Genomic DNA, 18,781 nt, shown 5'->3' with positions numbered 1-18,781 from the left:
AAAATAAGCCCCGAAACCGAATATGTTCAACCCACGGCCGCTGGCCGTATTTTCCGGTCTCAAGGGCTCAGTATTAATGCTCTTATTGAAAAGCCAACCTGTCGAGGTTAAACCTTCAACAGCTCTTTAGCTTTGTCCACCGCACTCGCGGCATCCGGCGCATAACCATCGGCGCCAATCTCGTCGGCATAGTTCTGCGTTACCGGCGCCCCGCCAATCATGACGTTTACACCATCCCGCAAGCCAGCTTTAGACAGCGCATTTATTGTGTCTTTCATTGCCGGCATGGTAGTAGTAAGAAGCGCCGATAAACATACTAGCTTTGCATTCTTTTCTTTTACTGTCTGCACAAATTGCTCAGGCTTGACGTCGACGCCGAGGTCGATAATCTCGAAGCCAGCGCCTTCGAGCATCATGGCAACCAAATTCTTGCCAATATCGTGGAGGTCGCCCCGAACCGTACCAATCGCAACCTTTGCGATTGGCTCAACACCGGTTTCAACCAGCCTCGGCTTTAGAACCTCCATGCCATTTTTCATGGCGCGAGCAGCAATGAGCACTTCAGGCACATAGAACTCGTTGTTCTTGAACTTTTCACCCACTACGCTCATGCCCGCTACTAAGCCCTTGTTTAGTATGTCTTGGGGACTTTCGCCCTCAGCCAGGGCCTTTTCAGTGAGCTCTCGAACAAGTGGAGCTTTGCCGTTAATCAGCGCATTGGCTAGCTCCTCGTAGTTGAACATTCAGATACCCCCTATGCAGTATTTATTTGTCTGACTCTTCTCCTTAATTGGGCTTGCTAGCTTTAGGGGATTGAATCAGCAATTATCTCACCTATCAAGCTAGCCCACCCCATTAAGGAAAAACGCTTTGCGAACCTGTGTCGGGCCACGAGCCGAACATCAGGGCTTCCGCAAACTTTTCCTGAAAACTAGAGTCCGTCGTCAGCTCTACATACTCAATTGACTGAGCGATCCGGTCAGCCTCGGACCTCTCGTCAGTTGAAAGCAGTGCAAGCTTCGCACCTTCGCCCGCCGCATTCCCTACCGAATGTACCTTTGATAATGGCACATTTGGTATAAGCCCAGCGGCAATCGCGCTCTGCTTGCGCATATAATTGCCGAATGCCCCTGCGAGAACTACCGCCGATAAATCATTCGGCACAATATTTAGGCGCTCCATTAACGTACGAATTCCAGCCGCAATGGCTCCCTTTGCAAGCTGAACTTCGCGCACATCCCTTTGAGTAATCACCACCGGCGTTCCATGCACCGAATGTTCAGCACTTGCCAGAACAAATCCCCCATCCGTGAGTCTGGCTTTAAGACCACCGTAATCAGGCGGTATTTCATCAACATCTACTATTCTTCCACTTTCCTCCAGAATTCCTGCTTTGCGCAAACAAACAATTGCATCAAGAAGGCCGGAGCCGCAAATACCAACCGCCTTTGCGCCATCCACAGTGCTAAACTCTATATCTCCATCCGTAATCCACACAGAATCAATCGCGCCAGAAGCAGCTCTCATCCCATGCTTGATATGCGCTCCCTCAAACGCTGGACCTGCTGCCGTTGAGCACGCAAGCATTCGTTCTTTCGAGCCTAGCACAATTTCGCCGTTTGTGCCTATATCTACCGCCAACACAATGCCGTCGCTCTTGTGGATGGCGGTCGCAAGAATCATGCCAACTGTATCTGCCCCTACATATCCAGCGACATTCGGAAGTACGTGCACCAAGCCAGCTGGATTGATTCTCAAACCAAGGTCGCCCGCATCTAACGTCATACTGTGACTGAATGTCGGAACATAGGGCGCCTGCGCCAAATGCCTCGGATCCACACCTAGCAGTAAATGTGTCATGCATGTGTTGCCAACGACAACTGCCTCATATATTTTACTCAACGACACATTTGCTTGTCTAGCCAATCTGCCAGCGATTCTGTTCAGCTCTTTGACAACCGCCGTTTGAAGCCACTTAAGGCCCTTGGTCTCTTGCATCGAATAGCTAATTCGGCTGATGACGTCCTCACCTATTCGAGCCTGAGGGTTGACGGCCGCCGTCACCGCTAATTGAGAACCATTGGTGAGATCAAGAAGGTAACCTGCAATCGTCGTTGTTCCTATATCAAAGGCAACTCCATAACATTCTTCCGCAGTCTCTCCACCCTCAACGGAAATAAGCTTTCCGTTCGCGAAAACACCTGTCGTGTGAAATCCCGACTTGCGCAGTTCGCATCCAAGGTTTTTTAATAGCTGAAGCGAAGGCGCAAAGCCCCTCCTAATACCGAAGACATCCAATACGCGGTCGAGATCCGAACGCAGGTCATCCACGGTAGGCTTAGGTATTACTGCGCAGCGTTTGGTAATATTCGGCTTGAGGACGAAGTCTCTAGTCGCCCCGGTTACGAGTATCTTGTCCGTTGCCTTGAATTTGTGATCGCGAGTGAAAATAACTGCATCTCTATCGAGGATAACCTGACATGCAAGCCGGTAACCCTGGGCGAGTTCAGCCTCAGTTAGACCCGCCTCATCAGCAGGTGTGGGCGGAGGTGCACCTTCCTGAAAATAGACAAGACACTTGGCGCAACGGCCCTTCCCGCCACACGGCATGGCTATTCCTTTTCCCAATATATCAAATGCATAACGAAGAGGAGTGCCTGGCGAAAGCAAAGCAGATCGCCCTGAAGGGTAAATTGTTATTCTAATTTTTTTCGAGTTCAAGTTTTGTAACTCTCCATGTATTCCTTATAAGTAGGAATTCAAAATAAAGCCCCTAACTGGAACTTTTCAGCGGAATCTTAGAAGTAGACAATGTTTTTACGTGCTACCTCATTGGAGGGATCCTCTTCAAGCACCGACATGAATTCCTGCTTTGCCTCTTCAATCATTCCAAGCATTGCATAGGTAAGAGCAAGGTCATTCCTGGCATCTAGGTTCGACGGTTCAATCTCCTTAGCTTTACGGAGCATCTCAAGCGACTCATCGAACATGCCCGTAAAGCCATATACCAAGCCAAGCTGCCTATAAGCCTCACAATTCATGCCATCAAGCTTGATTGCTTCCTGTAGCTCAACTATGGCTTCATCATATTGACCGGCTATTTTAAACTCTATGCCCCGTTGTAGATGTTCTTTAGCCTCGCCCATCTCCAAACCTCGTGCTCTGAGCACGCGAAAGGTAGTAATAAGATTATAAGTGCGTTTTATATTTGTTCAGACTCTTTAAAGTCGGGATTTTACAGCCGGAGATGGGGCTCACTCTACCAGGGCTTATATTAAGTATAGCATCTTTCGATAGACTAATCAAGAAGAGCAACTATCGAACCGCATGCCTGCGGTTATATGTCTGCCTCGCGCAAATTCTGCAGCTGTCATTCGTCTGCGATTCTCCGGCTGCACCTCCACTAAAAGAACCGCGCCATCTCCCGTTCCAACCACAATTCCCTCCTTTGAAACTTCTATAATCTCACCCGGACTAGCCTCCATATCCCTATCTAATCGGCGGCATAGCCAAATTTTAAGCGGTGAGCCCTCAAAATAAGTATATGCTCCGGGACGTGGCGTGCACCCTCTTATCCTATTTACAATTTTATCCGCTGGCTGAGCCCATTGAATTTCACAGTCCTCTTTCTTGACCGAGGGAGCATGGGTAGCCAACGAATGATCCTGCGGCTTCGGTTGAATTCTACCCTGCTCAAGGCCATCAAGAGTCTTAATTAAAAGCTCTGCGCCAATATTAGCAAGCCGCTCTTCAAGCGTACCCTCATTGTCCTCGGGAAGTATCTCAACTTCCCGCTGAAGAAGAATCGGCCCAGTATCCAAGCCTGCATCCATTAACATAGTTGTGACCCCAGTTTTTGTCTCCCCTTCAAACAATGCATGGTGCACCGGCGCAGCTCCCCTATATTTCGGCAAAAGCGAAGCATGAACATTTATGCTACCGTATTTTGGTATGTCGAGAAGCTTTTGCGGTAGTATCTGTCCAAATGCGGCGACGACTATGACGTCGGGAGATAGTTCCTCGACAAGTTTGATAAAGTTCTCATCCCGAACTTTCTCAGGCTGGTAGATAGGCACACCAGCTTCCAACGCTACTTCTTTTACCGGAGACATACTCACTTCCCTACCGCGTCCCTTGGGTCGGTCTGGCTGAGTAACGACTCCGATAACCTCATGCCGGGAGTTGAGAAGGGCTTGGAGTGTCGGCACTGCAAATTTTGATGTGCCCATGAAAAGGATGCGCATCTTTTTTATGCCTCTATCGCTTCCTCTTCCTCTGTGGCTGTGACATAATGCAGCGAATTTGGCTCAGCTCTATCAATAAACAGCACACCATTTAGATGGTCTAGCTCATGCTGGATAATGCGGGCAGTTAATCCCTCGGCTTTGATTTTCACGGGCTTTCCTCTTTCATCTAAACCCCTAACCTCAATTTCATTTGCGCGGCGCACCTCACCTTGCAGGCCTGGCACGCTGAGGCATCCTTCAATACCAATTTGCTCACCGCTGGCATGCACGATTTTGGGATTGATAAGAACCTTTGGCCCCGTTCCATCATCAAACACAATAACTTTCTGCAGGATTCCAATCTGATTTGCGGCAAATCCCACACCATTTGCCTCGTGCATGGTGTCAATCATATCGTGTATCAGCTTCTTCGTGTTCGTATCTACTTTGGTTACGGCTTTAGCCTGCTGTCTGAGAACAGAATCCGGATAGGTAACCACATCGCGCACAGCCATTTCACTACCTCTTAATTAAAGCACTTTAATGCCATCATACTCCAACACGGCTTTTCCCAATTCAAAGCTTTATTATAACATTGTAATTGGATCAACGTCGAGAATAATGTTGTTTGCAACCATATCAGGAAGCCTATTGCATACACTGTTGATTATCTCCTGCATGGCAACTTCGCCACGGTATCGGATAACCATGTGCCAGCGATATTGACCTTTTAGTTTGGCAAGAGGAGCCGGCGCAGGACCCAGAATATCTACCATACCGGATGGAAGCTCGGAGGCAATCTCATCCATAAACCGTCTGATGCGGTTTTCCGCGGCTTCTTCGATAGGGTCTGTAGAAATAACATTTATCAGCCTTGAGAAAGGTGGGTAGCTCAATTCACGCCTATTTTCAATCTCCTGTTCGTAAAACCTTATGTAATCTTGAGCCGAGGCAGCTCTAATCGCATAGTGCTCTGGAGAGAATGACTGAATTATTACCTCGCCGGGGACTTCACCCCTGCCTGCCCGCCCGCTCACTTGAGTTAAAAGCTGGAATGTACGCTCGGCGGAGCGAAAATCCGGAAGATGAAGAGCTGTATCTGCGCTTACCACTCCAACCAGCGTAACGTTTGGAAAATCAAGTCCTTTCGCTACCATTTGGGTGCCTACTAGGATATCGGCTTCGCCCTTACTAAACGCATCCAGTAGTCGGAAATGTACACCCTTAGAGCTTGTTGTATCCCTATCCATCCTTATTACCGATGCGTTGGTGAAAATACGCCTGGCTTCTTCCTCAACTCGCTCTGTGCCTATCCCAAACTGCCGAATATGCGGCCCGCCACAATTTGGGCATATCGTAGGCGCGGGCTGGCAAGCATTGCAATGATGGCAACGGAGAATCCGTGGGCCGATATGGTAAGTAAACGAAACAGCACAGTTTGGACATGAGGGAGTATATCCACATGACCTGCAAAGGATAAATGATGCATAACCCCGCCGATTGACGAAAAGTATGATTTGCTCACGCTTCCCTAGGCGACTCTCAATTGCCTCCCGAAGTCGATTACTAAATATCTGCAGCCGTCCATGCGCAAATTCAACGCGTTGGTCAACAATCTCCACTTTCGGAAGTGGCCGTTCGTCAACACGGTTTGCTAAAACTGCAAGACCAATCTCGCCAGACTTTGCGCGGTAAAATGTCTCAACTGCAGGCGTCGCACTTCCCAGCACCACTGACGCCGATGCTTCTCTTGCCAATTCCTCTGCAATTGTTCGGGCATTATATCTGGGCTCACGCTCTTGCTTGTATGATGGTTCGTGTTCTTCGTCAACAACTATTAAACCCAAATTACTTACAGGCGCAAAAATTGCCGAACGTGCGCCAAGTACAACTTTGGCCTCTCCACTTTCAATTCTTCGCCACTCATCATAGCGCTCTCCAACTGATAAATGGCTATGAAGAATGGCAACCTCTTCGCCAAACCTTGCCCTGTATACTTCTAGAAGATGGGCTGTAAGAGCTATCTCAGGCATGAGGACAATTGCCGTCTTGCCCTGTCCAAGTGCTTTTTGAATACTTTGGAGGTATATCTCAGTTTTTCCACTGGCAGTGACGCCATAAAGTAATGTCGTCTGTGGGCTACTTGACTCTAACCCCGAAACGATTACTTCTAGCGCGGCTTGCTGGTCAGCTGTTAATGTTAAATCTGGCTTTCGAGACCCGCGGACAGCCTCAAAAGGTTTCCGGCGTATGCAAATGTCAACTTTCTCAACTAGCCCCTTCTTGACAAGCGAATTGATTGGCGATGTTGTACTTTTAACTCGGTTTATCAACTCAGCTTGGCGCACAATGCCGCCCGCTTCTGCAAGTTCTCGGAGAATCTCAGCCTGCTTTGGAGCACGCTGAAGGACATCCGGATTAGCCTCTCTAGCTGACTTGACGGCGCGTACTATTCGGGGCTTGGCTTTTGGGAGATCGAGAGTCCGAAGAATTTCAATGGCGCCTCGGTCCCTCAACTGCCTTAGCGAGGTAGCAAAACCGTCGAGCCGCACTTTTGCCTTTAGAATCTCATATTCTGCCTCACCGCCCATTGATTCGAGCATCGCAACTATCTTAAGTTGTTTTTGGGATAAAAACGAAGCTTTTGAGGCATCAATAAGCCTAATAGTTGTTGTTATTGCCCCACTCATCGCCTCCGGAACAACGGCGCGCATGGCTTGCTGGAGAGGAGCGATATAGTGGTCAGCCATCCACGAAATAATATTAAGAAGCGAAGGGGTCAGCGAACAAGCATTTGGAATAACAGAAAGGATATCCTTAACCTCCGTGATATCAGTCGGGGCATTTTCTGTAAGAGAGAGAACATATCCAATATGCTCTCGGCCTGCGAACGGAATAGCAACACAAACTCCTGCGCGTACGGCGTTCCCCAGCTCGGGAGGAACGCCGTACGTAAAAGCCTTTCTTAAACCAGGAGAATCTACTATGACGTTTGCATACACCTATAATCCCGCTTCTTTGCGCAGGGTTTCGGCCATATCGGTGTCCTCCCAAGGCACTCCCAAATCTGTCCTGCCAAAATGGCCATAAACCGCTGTCTGTCTATAAATGGGACGGCGTAAGTTCAGCTTCTTAATAATACCGCCAGGTGTAAGATCGAAATTTTTTGTTACCAACTTGCAAATCTCGGAATCGGGGATTTTGCCGGTGCCAAAAGTCTCAACTAAGACTGAAAGTGGTTCCTTTTCGCCGATGGCATAGGCTACCTGGAGCTCGCATCGATCTGCCAAACCTCCAGCAACAATATTTTTTGCGATATAACGCATCATATAAGCTGCAGAGCGATCAACTTTTGTCGGGTCTTTTCCACTGAAACAACCGCCGCCATGCCTAGCCATACCTCCATAAGTATCTACAATAATCTTGCGTCCTGTCAGGCCGGTATCTGCTCTCGGCCCGCCGATGGAAAAGCTTCCCGTGGGGTTAACCAAATACTTGGTATTTTTATCGAGCATTTCAGGCGGGAGCACTGGTTTTATGACTTGCTCAACAATATCGCTAAAAATTGTGGCTTGAGGTATGTTTTCCTTATGCTGAGCTGCAATTAAAACCTTGTCAATTCTAATAGGATTATAGCCTTCGTACTCTACAGTAACCTGGCTTTTGCCATCCGGACGCAGATAATCTAGCACACCATTCCTTCTGACAGTTGCTAGTTGGCGAACAAGTTTGTGAGCTAGCATTATCGGCATTGGCATAAGCTCTGGTGTCTCCGTGCAAGCAAAGCCAAACATCATTCCTTGGTCGCCCGCACCACCAATATCTACGCCTTTTGCAATATCGCAAGACTGCTCTTGTATTGCCGTAAGGACACCAACATTTTCGTAGTCAAAGCCGTATTTCGCCCGCGTATAGCCAACTTCCTCGATTGTATGCCGGACAATCGCGGGAATCTCTACATAGGTCGAGGTAGAAATCTCTCCGGCAACTATGCATAGACCCGTGGTAACGAGAGTCTCGCAGGCTACCCTGCCATTCTCATCACCCTCAAGAATTGCATCGAGGATAGAATCTGATATCTGGTCTGCTAACTTGTCGGGATGTCCTTCGGCAACTGATTCTGATGTGAAAGTATATCTGCCTTTTTTCAACTGTGCCCTCCGTTCAAATGCTCTTTGACCCAGTCGAGAATACGAGCTGCAATCTCCGATTTTAACATCCTCGGCAGGTCATGCGTCGTGCCATCTCGTTCAATAAGTGTAACCTCGTTGACATCCGAGCCGAAGCCAATCTCTGGCTTTGACACATCATTGGCTACTATTAGGTCGAGGTTTTTTTGGGCTAGTTTTTTCCGCGCGTTCTCCAACGTATTTTCTGTCTCTGCCGCAAAACCAATGAGGATGCGGTTATTCTTTCGCCTGCCTACCTCGAACATTATATCTTTGGTGGGCTCAAGTTCAAGCACCAAAGCCTCGTTTGCCTTCTTGATTTTTTCAGGCGCCGGCGACTTTGGTGTATAGTCTGCAACCGCTGCTGCCCCTATAATTACGTCCGTATCGGATAGTCGACTTAAAACTGCTTCCAGCATCTCAGCTGCTGTTCTAACGCAAACCAACTCCACCCCCGCCGGTTGCGGAAGTGTTGTTGGTCCAGAGACTAGGGTAACTTTAGCCCCACGATTGGCCGCTACTTGAGCAATGGCATACCCCATCTTGCCAGATGACCGGTTGCTGATGAATCGCACTGGATCAAGCGGCTCCTCGGTCGGCCCTGCAGTCACTAGTATTCCGACGCCTTCTAAATCGCGAGGACCGCTAATGCATTCAACGACTGCTTGTACAATTGCTTCTGGCGACGCCAGGCGACCCACAGCCTCGACGCCGCACGCTAGGCGCCCAGTTTCAGGTCCTACGAAGCGGTATCCTAGCGATTTTAGGCTTTCAACATTCGATTGAAGGATGGGATTCTCCCACATCTTATAGTTCATCGCAGGTGCAATGACCACAGGAGCCTTGGTGGCCATTACCATCGTAGTGAGCATATCATCCGCTATGCCAGCCGCAACCTTTCCAATAAAGTTTGCTGTGGCAGGGGCAATGAGGAAAACATCAGCCTTGTCTGGAAGCGAGATATGAGCGATTTCATACTCCCGCGGCTCATCCCAAAGCCCAGTGATAACTTGATTTCCTGTAAGCGCGCGGAAGGTTACCGGTCCGACGAACTTTGTGGCATGCTCTGTCATTACAACATGCACAGTTGCACCCTTGCGGATTAGTAAACTGCATATCTCCGCAGCTTTGAAGGCAGCTATGCTGCCTGTCACCCCCAGGATTACGTTTTTTTCTTTTAAAGCTTCACCCGTCATCTCGTATCCTTGCGCGCTCAGCCAATATTATGGCGCGAAGATTATCAACTGCAGATTCAATTTGATCGTTTATAACCAAATAATCATATTGAGGTATTTGTTCTAATTCCTTACGTGCATCTTTGCACCGCCGCTTGATGTCCGATTCTTTATCAGTATATCTGGCACGTAGACGCCTTTCAAGTTCCTCTAGCGACGGAGGAACTACAAAAATCATTATGGCTTCTGGGACCTTTTGCTTAACTGTAAGGCCGCCTTGAACGTCAATTTTAAGGACCACGTCAATGCCTTTTTCTCGAATTGCCAATACCTCTTTGAGTGGCGTGCCATATAAATGACCGTGAACACGGGCGAACTCGAGGAATTCTCCTCTAGCAATCATTGAGCGGAACTCTTCCTCCGAAACGAAATTATAATCCAAACCCCGGCGTTCGCCCTGCCTGGGCTCACGAGTAGTGTATGTGACACACCGCTGGATGTGTGGACACACTTGCTCAAGTCGCTCGAGAAGGGTGTCCTTGCCTACGCCTGAAGGGCCGGAAAGTACGATTAGTATTCCTTTCCGGGACATGAATTTTCTAAGTCTAGCTTCGAGGTCCAATGGCGTTACCGAATGTTGAATTGGTAAGAGATTCTAACATGGAGAACACCAAGTGTCAAATAAATCATACCTACTCCAGTCGTAATACAGTGCCCTTGAGAGCGCCAAGCCTAATACGAAGCACGCCACGGCGGATGGGAAGCACTTCGCTAGTAATAAGGTCCTCAGCATGCGAGTAGTCGCCAAGGCTCGGAAGGAGCGTTATTTCGGTGTCAATGGTTTGATAGTTAGTGTTGAGCACCCAAAGAAAATCGCCCGAAGGACCTCGCTGGATTCGCGCTTTGACAAATGTATCAAGAGGCTGAATTAAAGGTCTTACTCCTGCATACCGAAGGGCATCACGGATAAGTAATTCAGGCTCATGGTCAAGAGTACGGTAATAAGTAGCCCCAGGGAATGTGCCAATCAATCTAGCCTTTCCTTTGCCAAACAAGTTGTCTACAACTGCCACTGTTCCATCTTCGTATCGGGCGACAACCTCTCCGGTTGTCGGAATGAGCTTCTCCTGATATACCGAACAGTTGATCCTCATGCTGTCCCAAACAATGGATGGAGGAGCCGCTCCGCCCTGCATTAGAGTCGGAACATACTCCATTTCATCTTCTACCGCGCCAAAGACTTCATCTAGGCCCATCCCAGGAATGCGCATGCAAGTATAACCATGGTCGGTAAAGTGGCCTGGAGCCGCATCCGAGACTAAAACTCCACCTTCGGCAACGTATTTCTTCAGCATCTCTGCATGAGCTTTTTCAATCATCAGTGGAAATGGCAAGAAGACTAGCGGATATTCACCCATATGCTCGATTGTGCAAAAGTCAACTTGAAGGTTTACGTTCCAAAGCGCCCGATAAATTCCAAAGACTGAATGCGCATAGTGGTCTGTTTTGCCATCTGCAACAAAGCAAAATAGTTGCGATTCTGGCAGAACGAGAATGGCTACTTCACCTTTAATTGGCTTGGCTTCCGCGAGCCGAGCATCTGAGTTCATGAAACTTGCAAACCACGCCGCCGCTTCGGTTCGGTCGCTGGGCGTTCCATCCAATCTGCACAAGCCAAAACCTGGCGACTCAGGGCCAAGAAGCTCGGGCCGCCACTGCCAATACATTAGTCCTTTTGCCCCACACATGAAAGCTGTCCAGTTCCAGATTGTTGTGTCTTCAGCCCTAGGGGTTCGGCTCCTTGCAAGACCATTTCCGCTCTGACCGCCCTGAAGTTCGTTCTGCCAGAATTGCTTCCCACTTGCCGCCGAGGCAGAACGCACCAAATCAAGCATTCGGAAAAAATCACTCGAGTGCAGATTTGCCCACATAGGAAATGCAGAAAGCCCCCACTGGTCAACCTCCGGCGCAATGTCGAAATCATTTGTTAAATGAGTAGGCATACCCTGCAAAGTATAAGCAATCCCATGGCTAGTCAGCGGGTGTTTTTGGTCAACCGAGCGAAATACCCTAATGCGCCAGCGCATAAGGTTTCGTTGGTTTTCCAACCGGAACTTAAGCCAGTCAAGCCAATCAGGATATGAACCCCAATACCTAGGTGGGTAAACTTGGCTCCAATCAGAGTAACGACGGTACCAAACCTTATTCAGCTCCTCAACCGTGCCATAGCGCGCCTTGAGCCATTCGATAAAACGCGCCTTTGTGCCGCTGCAATAACAAAAGAATCTCCCCTCAAAACCAGGATGGTTTAGAGGTTCGAAAAATACCTCGTTCCAAACGTCATATCCCCAAAGGTTTGGGTGGTCCAAGTACCGCTTAGCCACTTCCACGAGGAATTTTTCCGCCATCTCACGCACTGGCTCGTTATCAAAGCAGAGACCCGGCCAACCGCCTCCTGGAGTATTTGACCGCGCAATAGGCTCAAATACTTGGCCATCTGAAGCAACGTAAAGTGCATCTCTATGACGCTCAATTAGCCAATACGGCGCATTCTCTAAAATAGTATTGATGATAAGCTTGATGTTATGCTTTTCAGCCAGCTCAAAAAGACGGTCGAAATGTGAGAAATCAAAGGTGTCATCAGACGTATGCATCCAGTTCCACATCGCCCATATCTTCGCAATCGTGAAACCGTGCTCAGCCATTACGCGAAAGTCTTTTTCCCATTCGCTCTCAGGCGGGTTGGGAGTTCGATAATATTGTGCTCCGTAAGGAAACATTTTCACCCCTCTGAGTTATGATATAATTTATATTGAAGTGAATTTCGATAGCGTAATTTTAGCCGCTGTCGCGGCGGAATTAAATAGATATCTAGCTAACGGCCGTATATCCGAGATTCGACAGCCGGAACCGCTTGACATTGTTATTGTCATCAGGAGTAGCGGAGCGAACTATAGCCTGCTAATTTCTGCCAACGCCGAGCATCCACGCATTCACTTAACTTCAGTTAGACGCCCAAACCCCAAGACACCTCCGAATTTCTGCATGCTTCTTCGCAAGCGCCTCGAAGGCGCACGGTTCGTTGGAGCGGAACAGGCGGATTTCGACCGCATACTCCGCCTTAAATTCACAGCTTATGATGGCGAACGACTAACAATGGTTGTTGAAATCATGGGAAAACATAGCAATATTGTTCTAATAAATGATTCTTATCGTATACTTGGCGTAATCAAGCCCATTGGGCACCAAAAGAATCGCTATCGCGAGGTACTCCCCGGCAGGCAATACGTACCTCCTCCACCACAAAACAAGACCAATCCTCTGTCCGTCACGAAAGATGAGTTCGCCAAGCTGCTCAACGATACCTTCCCATCAAGCACAGCTGACCAAACAGAAATTGCCTCCTGGCTTTCGAAAACGTTTACCGGGATAAGTCCCTTTGCCGCACGTGAACTCGCCGCCAGAAGCCATGACAACGTAAATCAGCTTCCAGATGTATTCACCGAATTTTTCGACCGGGTAAAGCGGGCCGATTTTTCTCCTGTGATAATCACTGACAACGCCGGGCATACGATTGGTTTTTATCCATTCCCAAGCGTCCAACACACAGCGGCTAATCAACATCAGCGACCGACGGTAAGCGGAGTTGCAGACATTTACTACACCAGCGCTTTGCCGCGAATAGCCCTTGAACGAGCAAAGGAAAACTTCATAAGCCTTGTGCAAAAAGAAATAGATTCTAGGGAACATGCAATTGCTTCAATTCAGGAAAACTTGGCTGAATTCGAAGCGCCAGAGCGCTTCAAACAAATCGGCGACTTAATACTTGCCCAAGCAGCCACCATTCCTAATGGGGCAGAATACGTCGAGTTGGTGGATTATTATGACCCTTCTGGCTCAGTGATTAGGGTAGAGCTTGACCCAGCCCTTAGCGCTATCGAGAATGCGGAAGCTTATTTCAAAAAATATCGAAAAATGCTCACGGGTATAGAAGCGATGAAGGACCGCTTTGCCGAAATAAGTACCGAAATTAAACTGCTAAGAAAAGTGCTCGACTCTGCAAATCTGATTACATCAATCGAACAAATTCAGCAACTTCACGAAACCCTTGAGACTAGCGGAATACACCTGAGCAAGCAAGAGCAGGCACCAGCCGAGAAGCGAAAGCCAGAGTTCGAGGGCTACAAGATTGGAAAGGTCGTCTCAGACGGCTGGGAAATATTATACGGCCAAAATAGCGAAGCGAATGACTATTTGCTTACAAGGCTAGCGTCTCCAAATGATTACTGGGTTCACGTCAAAGCCGCACCGAGCGCCCATGTCATTATACGAACAAAAGGACATCCTGAAGCAGTTCCACCAGCAGTCTTGCACGCCGCTGCCGAAATCGCGGCTCAGCATAGTGACTCCAAACACTCGTCGCTAGTACCCGTTGATTACACGCTCAGGAAACACGTTCGAAAACCCAAAAATGCACCGTCAGGGATGGCCATCTACCAACGAGAAAAAACAATTTTCGTGACTCCGAACCCATAGAAATTACCCATAATGGTATCTAAACAACGTGCACAACTAAAACAGCGTTTATTATGTTCAAAGCTCTTTCGGTCTGAAACCTCGGCTACCTGTAAGTTACATCCATGATTACATCTCTAATGCCAGGCTTGGAGCGAAGAATCCTGCGGATAATCTCCATTTCGGCTTCCAAACTTACATCATGACCGCGTATTTTCCTAACAATACCACGAATATAGACCACGCCATGAATCACTCTAACATCCAGCTGTCTGGAATCTATATATCGGCGTCCAATTTCTCGCTGTACCAGCCGAGTCATTTGCACATCCTCAGCAGGCATACCATTGCCCCCTTTCAATCAAGGCTCGTCATAAATACCAACAAGCGCCCACATAAAACATTAAATACACTATGGAGTTATTCCTTCGCATGATGCGCGCCTGTAGATGCATTGCTGAGTTTGACTTTTTCTACAATGATAATTATACTACTTCCGAGCTGGCTTCATTCGTTTTTAAATAATGTTTTTCGATATGGACACCAAATACGATAAACTCAAAGATATTATTGGAAAAATGAATAGCATCCTGGTAGCCTATTCTGGCGGAGTGGATAGCACACTACTCCTAAAGGCTAGCCTCGATGTGCTCGGAGATCGGGTAGTTGCCGTGATAGCGACTTCCGAGACCTACCCGGCCGACGAGATAGAGCAAGCGGAGAAAACAGCAATCGCACTCGGCGCTCGCGTGATTAAGATTCGCACCCATGAGCTCGATAACCCTTCTTTCGCAATAAATACCCCTGAAAGGTGTTACTATTGCAAAAGGGAACTATTCGCTAAGCTCAAACAGGTCGCGGCGGGGGCGGGTCTCAAATGGGTAGCCCATGGTGCAAACGTTGACGACCTAAAAGATTACCGTCCTGGAGCAAAAGCTGCATCAGAAATGGATATACGCGCACCACTTCAGGAAGCAGGCCTTACAAAGGCGGATATTCGCGAGATCTCTCGCGAGCTAGGCTTGCCGACGTGGGATAAGCCATCTCTCGCCTGCCTAGCCTCAAGAATTCCCTATGGAGTACAAATCACTGCAGAAGCCCTACAGAAGGTCGACAAAGCAGAAACAGCACTCAAAGGTCTAGGCTTCCGACAGGTTAGGGTTAGGCACCATGATACCATCGCGCGAATTGAGGTCGAGATGGAAGAGCTACCAAAGTTGCTGGATTCTAAAATTCGGCCTAAGGTGGTTGAGGAACTCAAAAAGGTTGGATACCTATACGTAGCCGTTGACCTTGAAGGCTACCGCACTGGAAGCATGAATGAAGCTTTGAATACAAAAGCCAAAACTAGTTAATAACTATTGGCGATTAATAAGATCTTATGATTCCAAGCTCCCATTAACTCAAAAATGGACATCAATTCCCTGCGAGAAATACTGAACGCTTTGCAATCAGGCGAAATAACGGTTGACGAAGCAGTATCCAAACTGCGTAACCTGCCATACGAGGACCTCGGCTACTGCAAAATAGATCACCATCGTAGCATCCGTACCGGCTTCCCAGAGGTAGTATTTTGCCAAGGGAAGACCCCCCAACAGATTGTTGAAATTATTAAACGTCTAGCTGCGATAAACCCAACTGTTTTGGCAACTCGGGCGGATATAGCTGCATATGAAGCCGTAAAGCGTGAGATTCCTCATGCTATTTATCACGAAGCCGCGCGAATGATAATAGTAAGGAGCAAAGAAGACAAACCCCAAGCCGTCAGTAGCGAAAACTATATTTTGGTGGTCTCCGCCGGAACAGCAGATATCCCAGTTGCCGAGGAGGCAGCCATTACCGCCGAAGCAATGGGAAGCAGGGTCGAGCGCATCTATGACATCGGTGTCGCTGGCTTGCATAGACTTCTAAACCAAAAGGAAAAACTCGACAACGCTAATGTCATTATTGTTGTCGCGGGAATGGAAGGAGCACTTGCAAGCGTCGTTGGAGGCTTGGTTAGCAAACCAGTTATAGCTGTACCAACAAGCATTGGATATGGCGCAAGCTTTGCTGGCTTAGCGGCGCTTCTTTCGATGCTCAACACATGTGCAGAAGGCGTAGCTGTCGTGAACATCGACAACGGGTTTGGCGCAGGCTACTTTGCACATTTAGTGAATAAATAACCAAACAAAACGGAGAAGCCTCATGCGAATTGCCTATTTTGACTGCTTTGCCGGAATTAGCGGCGACATGACGCTTGGAGCCTTGCTCGACTGCGGTGCCAATGAGGCTGAGTTCCGAGAGGAGCTTGCTAAGCTCCCCGAAATCGAGTTTGAACTCAAAATTTCAAAAATAAACAAAAAGGGCATTCGGGCAACGAATGTCGAAGTCTTGACATCCGAAGACCATCACCACCGCAGGCTAAAAGATGTTTCCGACATCATAATATCAAGCGGCCTCTCAGAATCAGTCAAAGAGAAAGCTTTGGCTATTTTTAGGCGGTTGGCTGAAGCTGAGGCATTAGTTCACGGCACTAGTCCAGAGGAAGTGCATTTCCACGAAGTCGGAGCAATCGACGCAATAGTAGACATAGTCAGCGCTTGTATTCTAATCGAGCTCCTTGGCATCGAGAAAGTCATTGGATCTCCGCTTCCGATGGGTCGCGGCTTTGTCGAAGTTGCGCATGGCAGAATACCGCTGCCCGCTCCTGCAACTGTCGAGCTAGTAAAAAACATACCAATATATGATGCCGGCATTGAGGGAGAGCTCGTTACACCCACAGGAGCTGCTTTGATCTCCACGTTTGCGTCCGAATTTGGTGGCATGCCTTCTATGAGCATTCAATCCATAGGCTATGGAGCGGGCAAAGCTGAGTTCCAATTCCCAAATGTGTTGCGTGTGCTAATAGGCAATCCTTCACAAGAAGCGCTTTCTCCTACAGAATATGTCTCGATAATAGAAACAAATATTGACGATATGAACCCCGAGTTTTATGAGCTCATTTTTGAAAGGCTGTTCCAAGCAGGAGCGCTTGATGTATTTCTAACGCCAATCATCATGAAAAAAAGCCGCCCCGGAACCCTACTCAGCGCAATTTGCCCGACCGATAGGAAAGACATTGTAGCACAAGTTATGCTAGCAGAAACAACAACATTTGGCATTCGAATTTCGGACGCCAAGCGGCGATGCCTCAATAGGAAGTGGGAGACGGCAACAACACGATTCGGCGACATTCGCATTAAGGTCGGCATGACTGACGACACCGAGATTGTAGCCTCGCCTGAATACGAAGATTGCCGAAAAGCTGCGGAGGCACATTCAGTTCCAGTGCGACAGGTATATGATGAAGCCATAGCTGTCTACCGAGCAAAGACTAAAAAGGACGCTTCCAAATAATGACAACTTCGCCCATAACCAAAGGCAAACAAACCACCCATTTTTGGCATTGAGACTGAAGAAGCGATTCTTAAACCAAGCATTGTCAGGGATATTTACAAGAATAAGCAATGTATTCGAAAGACGAACCGTGGCTCACAAAAATAACTGCCAAACGCCACTTATCAGCCTAGGTAAATCTCCCTCATGCCTCTCTTCCCAAACTCCACTGTCGCCTCTCATAATCGCAAAATTGCCAAAGCCTTCGCATTAAAACCCAATCAAACTTAAATAACTTTTTATTTAGGCTTACGATTCTTTTAAGAATGGATTAAGGTTAATCCATTAAAATTAGATTGGCGGCAGATAAAAAGTCAGCAACGTCTGTTGCTTGCAAACACGTCCATGAAAACGTTATAATGTGTTGTTCAATCAAAAATAGATTATCAAGATTTGGCATGTCGAATCTGTTGGGCACCAACTACCTTGCAAAATAGACACTGGGGGCACTGGATAAGTTGGTTGCCAGGCGAACAAAGAATGTCTTAACCTTGTATCTATATAGCCCTCATCGTGTCCTAAAGGTGTAGCTCTTACTACCCAGAGTTGGTGTTTCTCTGCAGAACAATTCCAAAAGCTGGAGCACATGATTGGCTTGGGAACAGTAATTCGGATAGGGGTTTAGGCTCTAATAAATCCTGAACTCCCCAAGTCTTTTTGGAGGTTAGAATTGCAAGCTATTGCCGAGGATAGAATACGTCTCACAGGCGAGAAGAAGTTCTGCGACGAGATAACTGCGCTGAGCGGCCAGCCGGTGATTTCGTGCTACCAGTGTGGAGAATGCACTGCCGGATGCCCAGTAGCCTTTACTGCTGATATTATGCCAAATCAAGTCACGCGAATGGTTCAGGTCGGGCTAGAAGAACCTGTCCTCAGGTCCAGGATGATATGGCTCTGCGTTGGTTGTGAGACTTGCACAACGCGTTGCCCCCGCGGGATTGAGCTTGCAAAGGTAATGGACGCTCTGCGCGAGACAGCAGTTGCAAGGAAAATCAAACCCAGTGAGCCATCTATCAGCACATTCCACAAAACCTTCCTGGACTCCGTAGAACGCATGGGCAGGGTGCACGAGATTACCATGCTTGCTGAATACAAGTTAAGAAGCGGAAACCTGTTTTCGGACTTGCTTCTTGGCGCACGAATGTTCCTAAAAGGGAAATTGGCACTTATCCCAGAGTTCCTAAAAGGACGAAGTGATATAAAGAAGATATTCAATAAAACTTTTGGAAAATAAGCTTATTTTCGACTGCTTACTACTTTTATAGCAGCAGGAGTACTA

Annotated in this window: 16 protein-coding genes; 5 read left to right on the top strand and 11 right to left on the bottom strand. The window is 47.9% G+C overall.

What is annotated here, in order from left to right; translation table 11 throughout:
* Positions 1-107: 107 nt before the first annotated feature.
* From K6T99_03965 to K6T99_03920, 10 genes are all read right to left on the bottom strand, one after another.
* On the bottom strand, positions 108-743 hold the full coding sequence (locus K6T99_03965) for a corrinoid protein (GenBank protein MCL6518962.1): 636 nt from the start codon (positions 741-743) through the stop codon (positions 108-110).
* 112 nt (positions 744-855) lie between these two features.
* A complete protein-coding gene (locus K6T99_03960) occupies positions 856-2,721 on the bottom strand; it encodes an ASKHA domain-containing protein (protein MCL6518961.1) in 1,866 nt (621 codons plus the stop codon).
* A gap of 77 nt (positions 2,722-2,798) precedes the next feature.
* A complete protein-coding gene (locus tag K6T99_03955; protein MCL6518960.1) occupies positions 2,799-3,146 on the bottom strand; it encodes a tetratricopeptide repeat protein in 348 nt (115 codons plus the stop codon).
* Between the two features lie 156 nt (positions 3,147-3,302).
* The gene (fmt, locus tag K6T99_03950) at positions 3,303-4,244 is read right to left on the bottom strand and encodes a methionyl-tRNA formyltransferase (protein MCL6518959.1); all 942 of its coding nucleotides are present in this window, start codon (positions 4,242-4,244) and stop codon (positions 3,303-3,305) included.
* A 5-nt stretch (positions 4,245-4,249) separates the two neighbouring features.
* A complete protein-coding gene (gene def, locus K6T99_03945) occupies positions 4,250-4,741 on the bottom strand; it encodes a peptide deformylase (protein ID MCL6518958.1) in 492 nt (163 codons plus the stop codon).
* 72 nt (positions 4,742-4,813) lie between these two features.
* Positions 4,814-7,228, bottom strand: coding sequence for a primosomal protein N' (priA, locus tag K6T99_03940; protein ID MCL6518957.1), 2,415 nt, complete (start codon positions 7,226-7,228; stop codon positions 4,814-4,816).
* Complete coding sequence (metK, locus tag K6T99_03935) at positions 7,229-8,377, bottom strand: methionine adenosyltransferase (protein ID MCL6518956.1); 1,149 nt, start codon at positions 8,375-8,377, stop codon at positions 7,229-7,231.
* A complete protein-coding gene (coaBC, locus tag K6T99_03930; protein MCL6518955.1) occupies positions 8,374-9,591 on the bottom strand; it encodes a bifunctional phosphopantothenoylcysteine decarboxylase/phosphopantothenate--cysteine ligase CoaBC in 1,218 nt (405 codons plus the stop codon). Before coaBC ends, metK begins: the two co-directional genes overlap by 4 nt.
* Entirely contained in the window at positions 9,581-10,162 is a 582-nt protein-coding gene (gene gmk, locus K6T99_03925) for a guanylate kinase (GenBank protein MCL6518954.1), read from the bottom strand. The genes coaBC and gmk overlap by 11 nt, the downstream gene beginning before the upstream one ends.
* Before the next feature lie 100 nt (positions 10,163-10,262).
* Positions 10,263-12,350: a beta-galactosidase gene (locus K6T99_03920; protein MCL6518953.1), complete on the bottom strand. Its 2,088-nt coding sequence runs from the start codon at positions 12,348-12,350 to the stop codon at positions 10,263-10,265.
* A gap of 37 nt (positions 12,351-12,387) precedes the next feature.
* Between K6T99_03920 and K6T99_03915 the strand changes: the two genes are divergently transcribed.
* Positions 12,388-14,106: an NFACT family protein gene (locus tag K6T99_03915; protein ID MCL6518952.1), complete on the top strand. Its 1,719-nt coding sequence runs from the start codon at positions 12,388-12,390 to the stop codon at positions 14,104-14,106.
* Between the two features lie 85 nt (positions 14,107-14,191).
* On the opposite strand, the gene K6T99_03910 is transcribed toward K6T99_03915, so the two are convergent.
* Positions 14,192-14,428 carry a hypothetical protein gene (locus K6T99_03910; GenBank protein MCL6518951.1) on the bottom strand — a complete coding sequence of 79 codons (237 nt, stop codon included), beginning with the start codon at positions 14,426-14,428 and terminating at the stop codon, positions 14,192-14,194.
* Between the two features lie 181 nt (positions 14,429-14,609).
* Here K6T99_03910 and larE point away from each other — a divergent pair, with 181 nt between their 5' ends.
* From larE to K6T99_03890, 4 genes are all read left to right on the top strand, one after another.
* The gene (gene larE / locus K6T99_03905; GenBank protein ID MCL6518950.1) at positions 14,610-15,440 is read left to right on the top strand and encodes an ATP-dependent sacrificial sulfur transferase LarE; all 831 of its coding nucleotides are present in this window, start codon (positions 14,610-14,612) and stop codon (positions 15,438-15,440) included.
* A 54-nt stretch (positions 15,441-15,494) separates the two neighbouring features.
* Positions 15,495-16,250, top strand: a complete 756-nt coding sequence (gene larB, locus K6T99_03900) for a nickel pincer cofactor biosynthesis protein LarB (protein ID MCL6518949.1) — start codon at positions 15,495-15,497, stop codon at positions 16,248-16,250.
* A 22-nt stretch (positions 16,251-16,272) separates the two neighbouring features.
* Positions 16,273-17,463 (top strand): nickel pincer cofactor biosynthesis protein LarC, encoded by a 1,191-nt coding sequence (gene larC, locus K6T99_03895; protein MCL6518948.1) that lies wholly within the window; start codon positions 16,273-16,275, stop codon positions 17,461-17,463.
* 733 nt (positions 17,464-18,196) lie between these two features.
* On the top strand, positions 18,197-18,736 hold the full coding sequence (locus tag K6T99_03890; GenBank protein MCL6518947.1) for a 4Fe-4S dicluster domain-containing protein: 540 nt from the start codon (positions 18,197-18,199) through the stop codon (positions 18,734-18,736).
* Positions 18,737-18,781: the final 45 nt, after the last annotated feature.

Source organism: Armatimonadota bacterium (assembly GCA_023511795.1).
In the GTDB taxonomy this organism is placed as follows: Bacteria; Armatimonadota; UBA5829; order DTJY01; family DTJY01; genus JAIMAU01.
This window is presented reverse-complemented; position numbering and strand designations above follow the sequence as displayed.

Coding starts and splice junctions, on each gene's coding strand:
- larC (MCL6518948.1), top strand. CDS start 16,273: ATGCGAATTGCCTATTTTGACTGCTTTGCCGGAATTAGCGGCGACATG.
- K6T99_03920 (MCL6518953.1), bottom strand. CDS start 12,350: ATGTTTCCTTACGGAGCACAATATTATCGAACTCCCAACCCGCCTGAG.
- def (MCL6518958.1), bottom strand. CDS start 4,741: ATGGCTGTGCGCGATGTGGTTACCTATCCGGATTCTGTTCTCAGACAG.
- K6T99_03965 (MCL6518962.1), bottom strand. CDS start 743: ATGTTCAACTACGAGGAGCTAGCCAATGCGCTGATTAACGGCAAAGCT.
- coaBC (MCL6518955.1), bottom strand. CDS start 9,591: ATGACGGGTGAAGCTTTAAAAGAAAAAAACGTAATCCTGGGGGTGACA.
- K6T99_03910 (MCL6518951.1), bottom strand. CDS start 14,428: ATGCCTGCTGAGGATGTGCAAATGACTCGGCTGGTACAGCGAGAAATT.
- larE (MCL6518950.1), top strand. CDS start 14,610: ATGTTTTTCGATATGGACACCAAATACGATAAACTCAAAGATATTATT.
- gmk (MCL6518954.1), bottom strand. CDS start 10,162: ATGTCCCGGAAAGGAATACTAATCGTACTTTCCGGCCCTTCAGGCGTA.
- larB (MCL6518949.1), top strand. CDS start 15,495: ATGGACATCAATTCCCTGCGAGAAATACTGAACGCTTTGCAATCAGGC.
- K6T99_03955 (MCL6518960.1), bottom strand. CDS start 3,146: ATGGGCGAGGCTAAAGAACATCTACAACGGGGCATAGAGTTTAAAATA.
- fmt (MCL6518959.1), bottom strand. CDS start 4,244: ATGCGCATCCTTTTCATGGGCACATCAAAATTTGCAGTGCCGACACTC.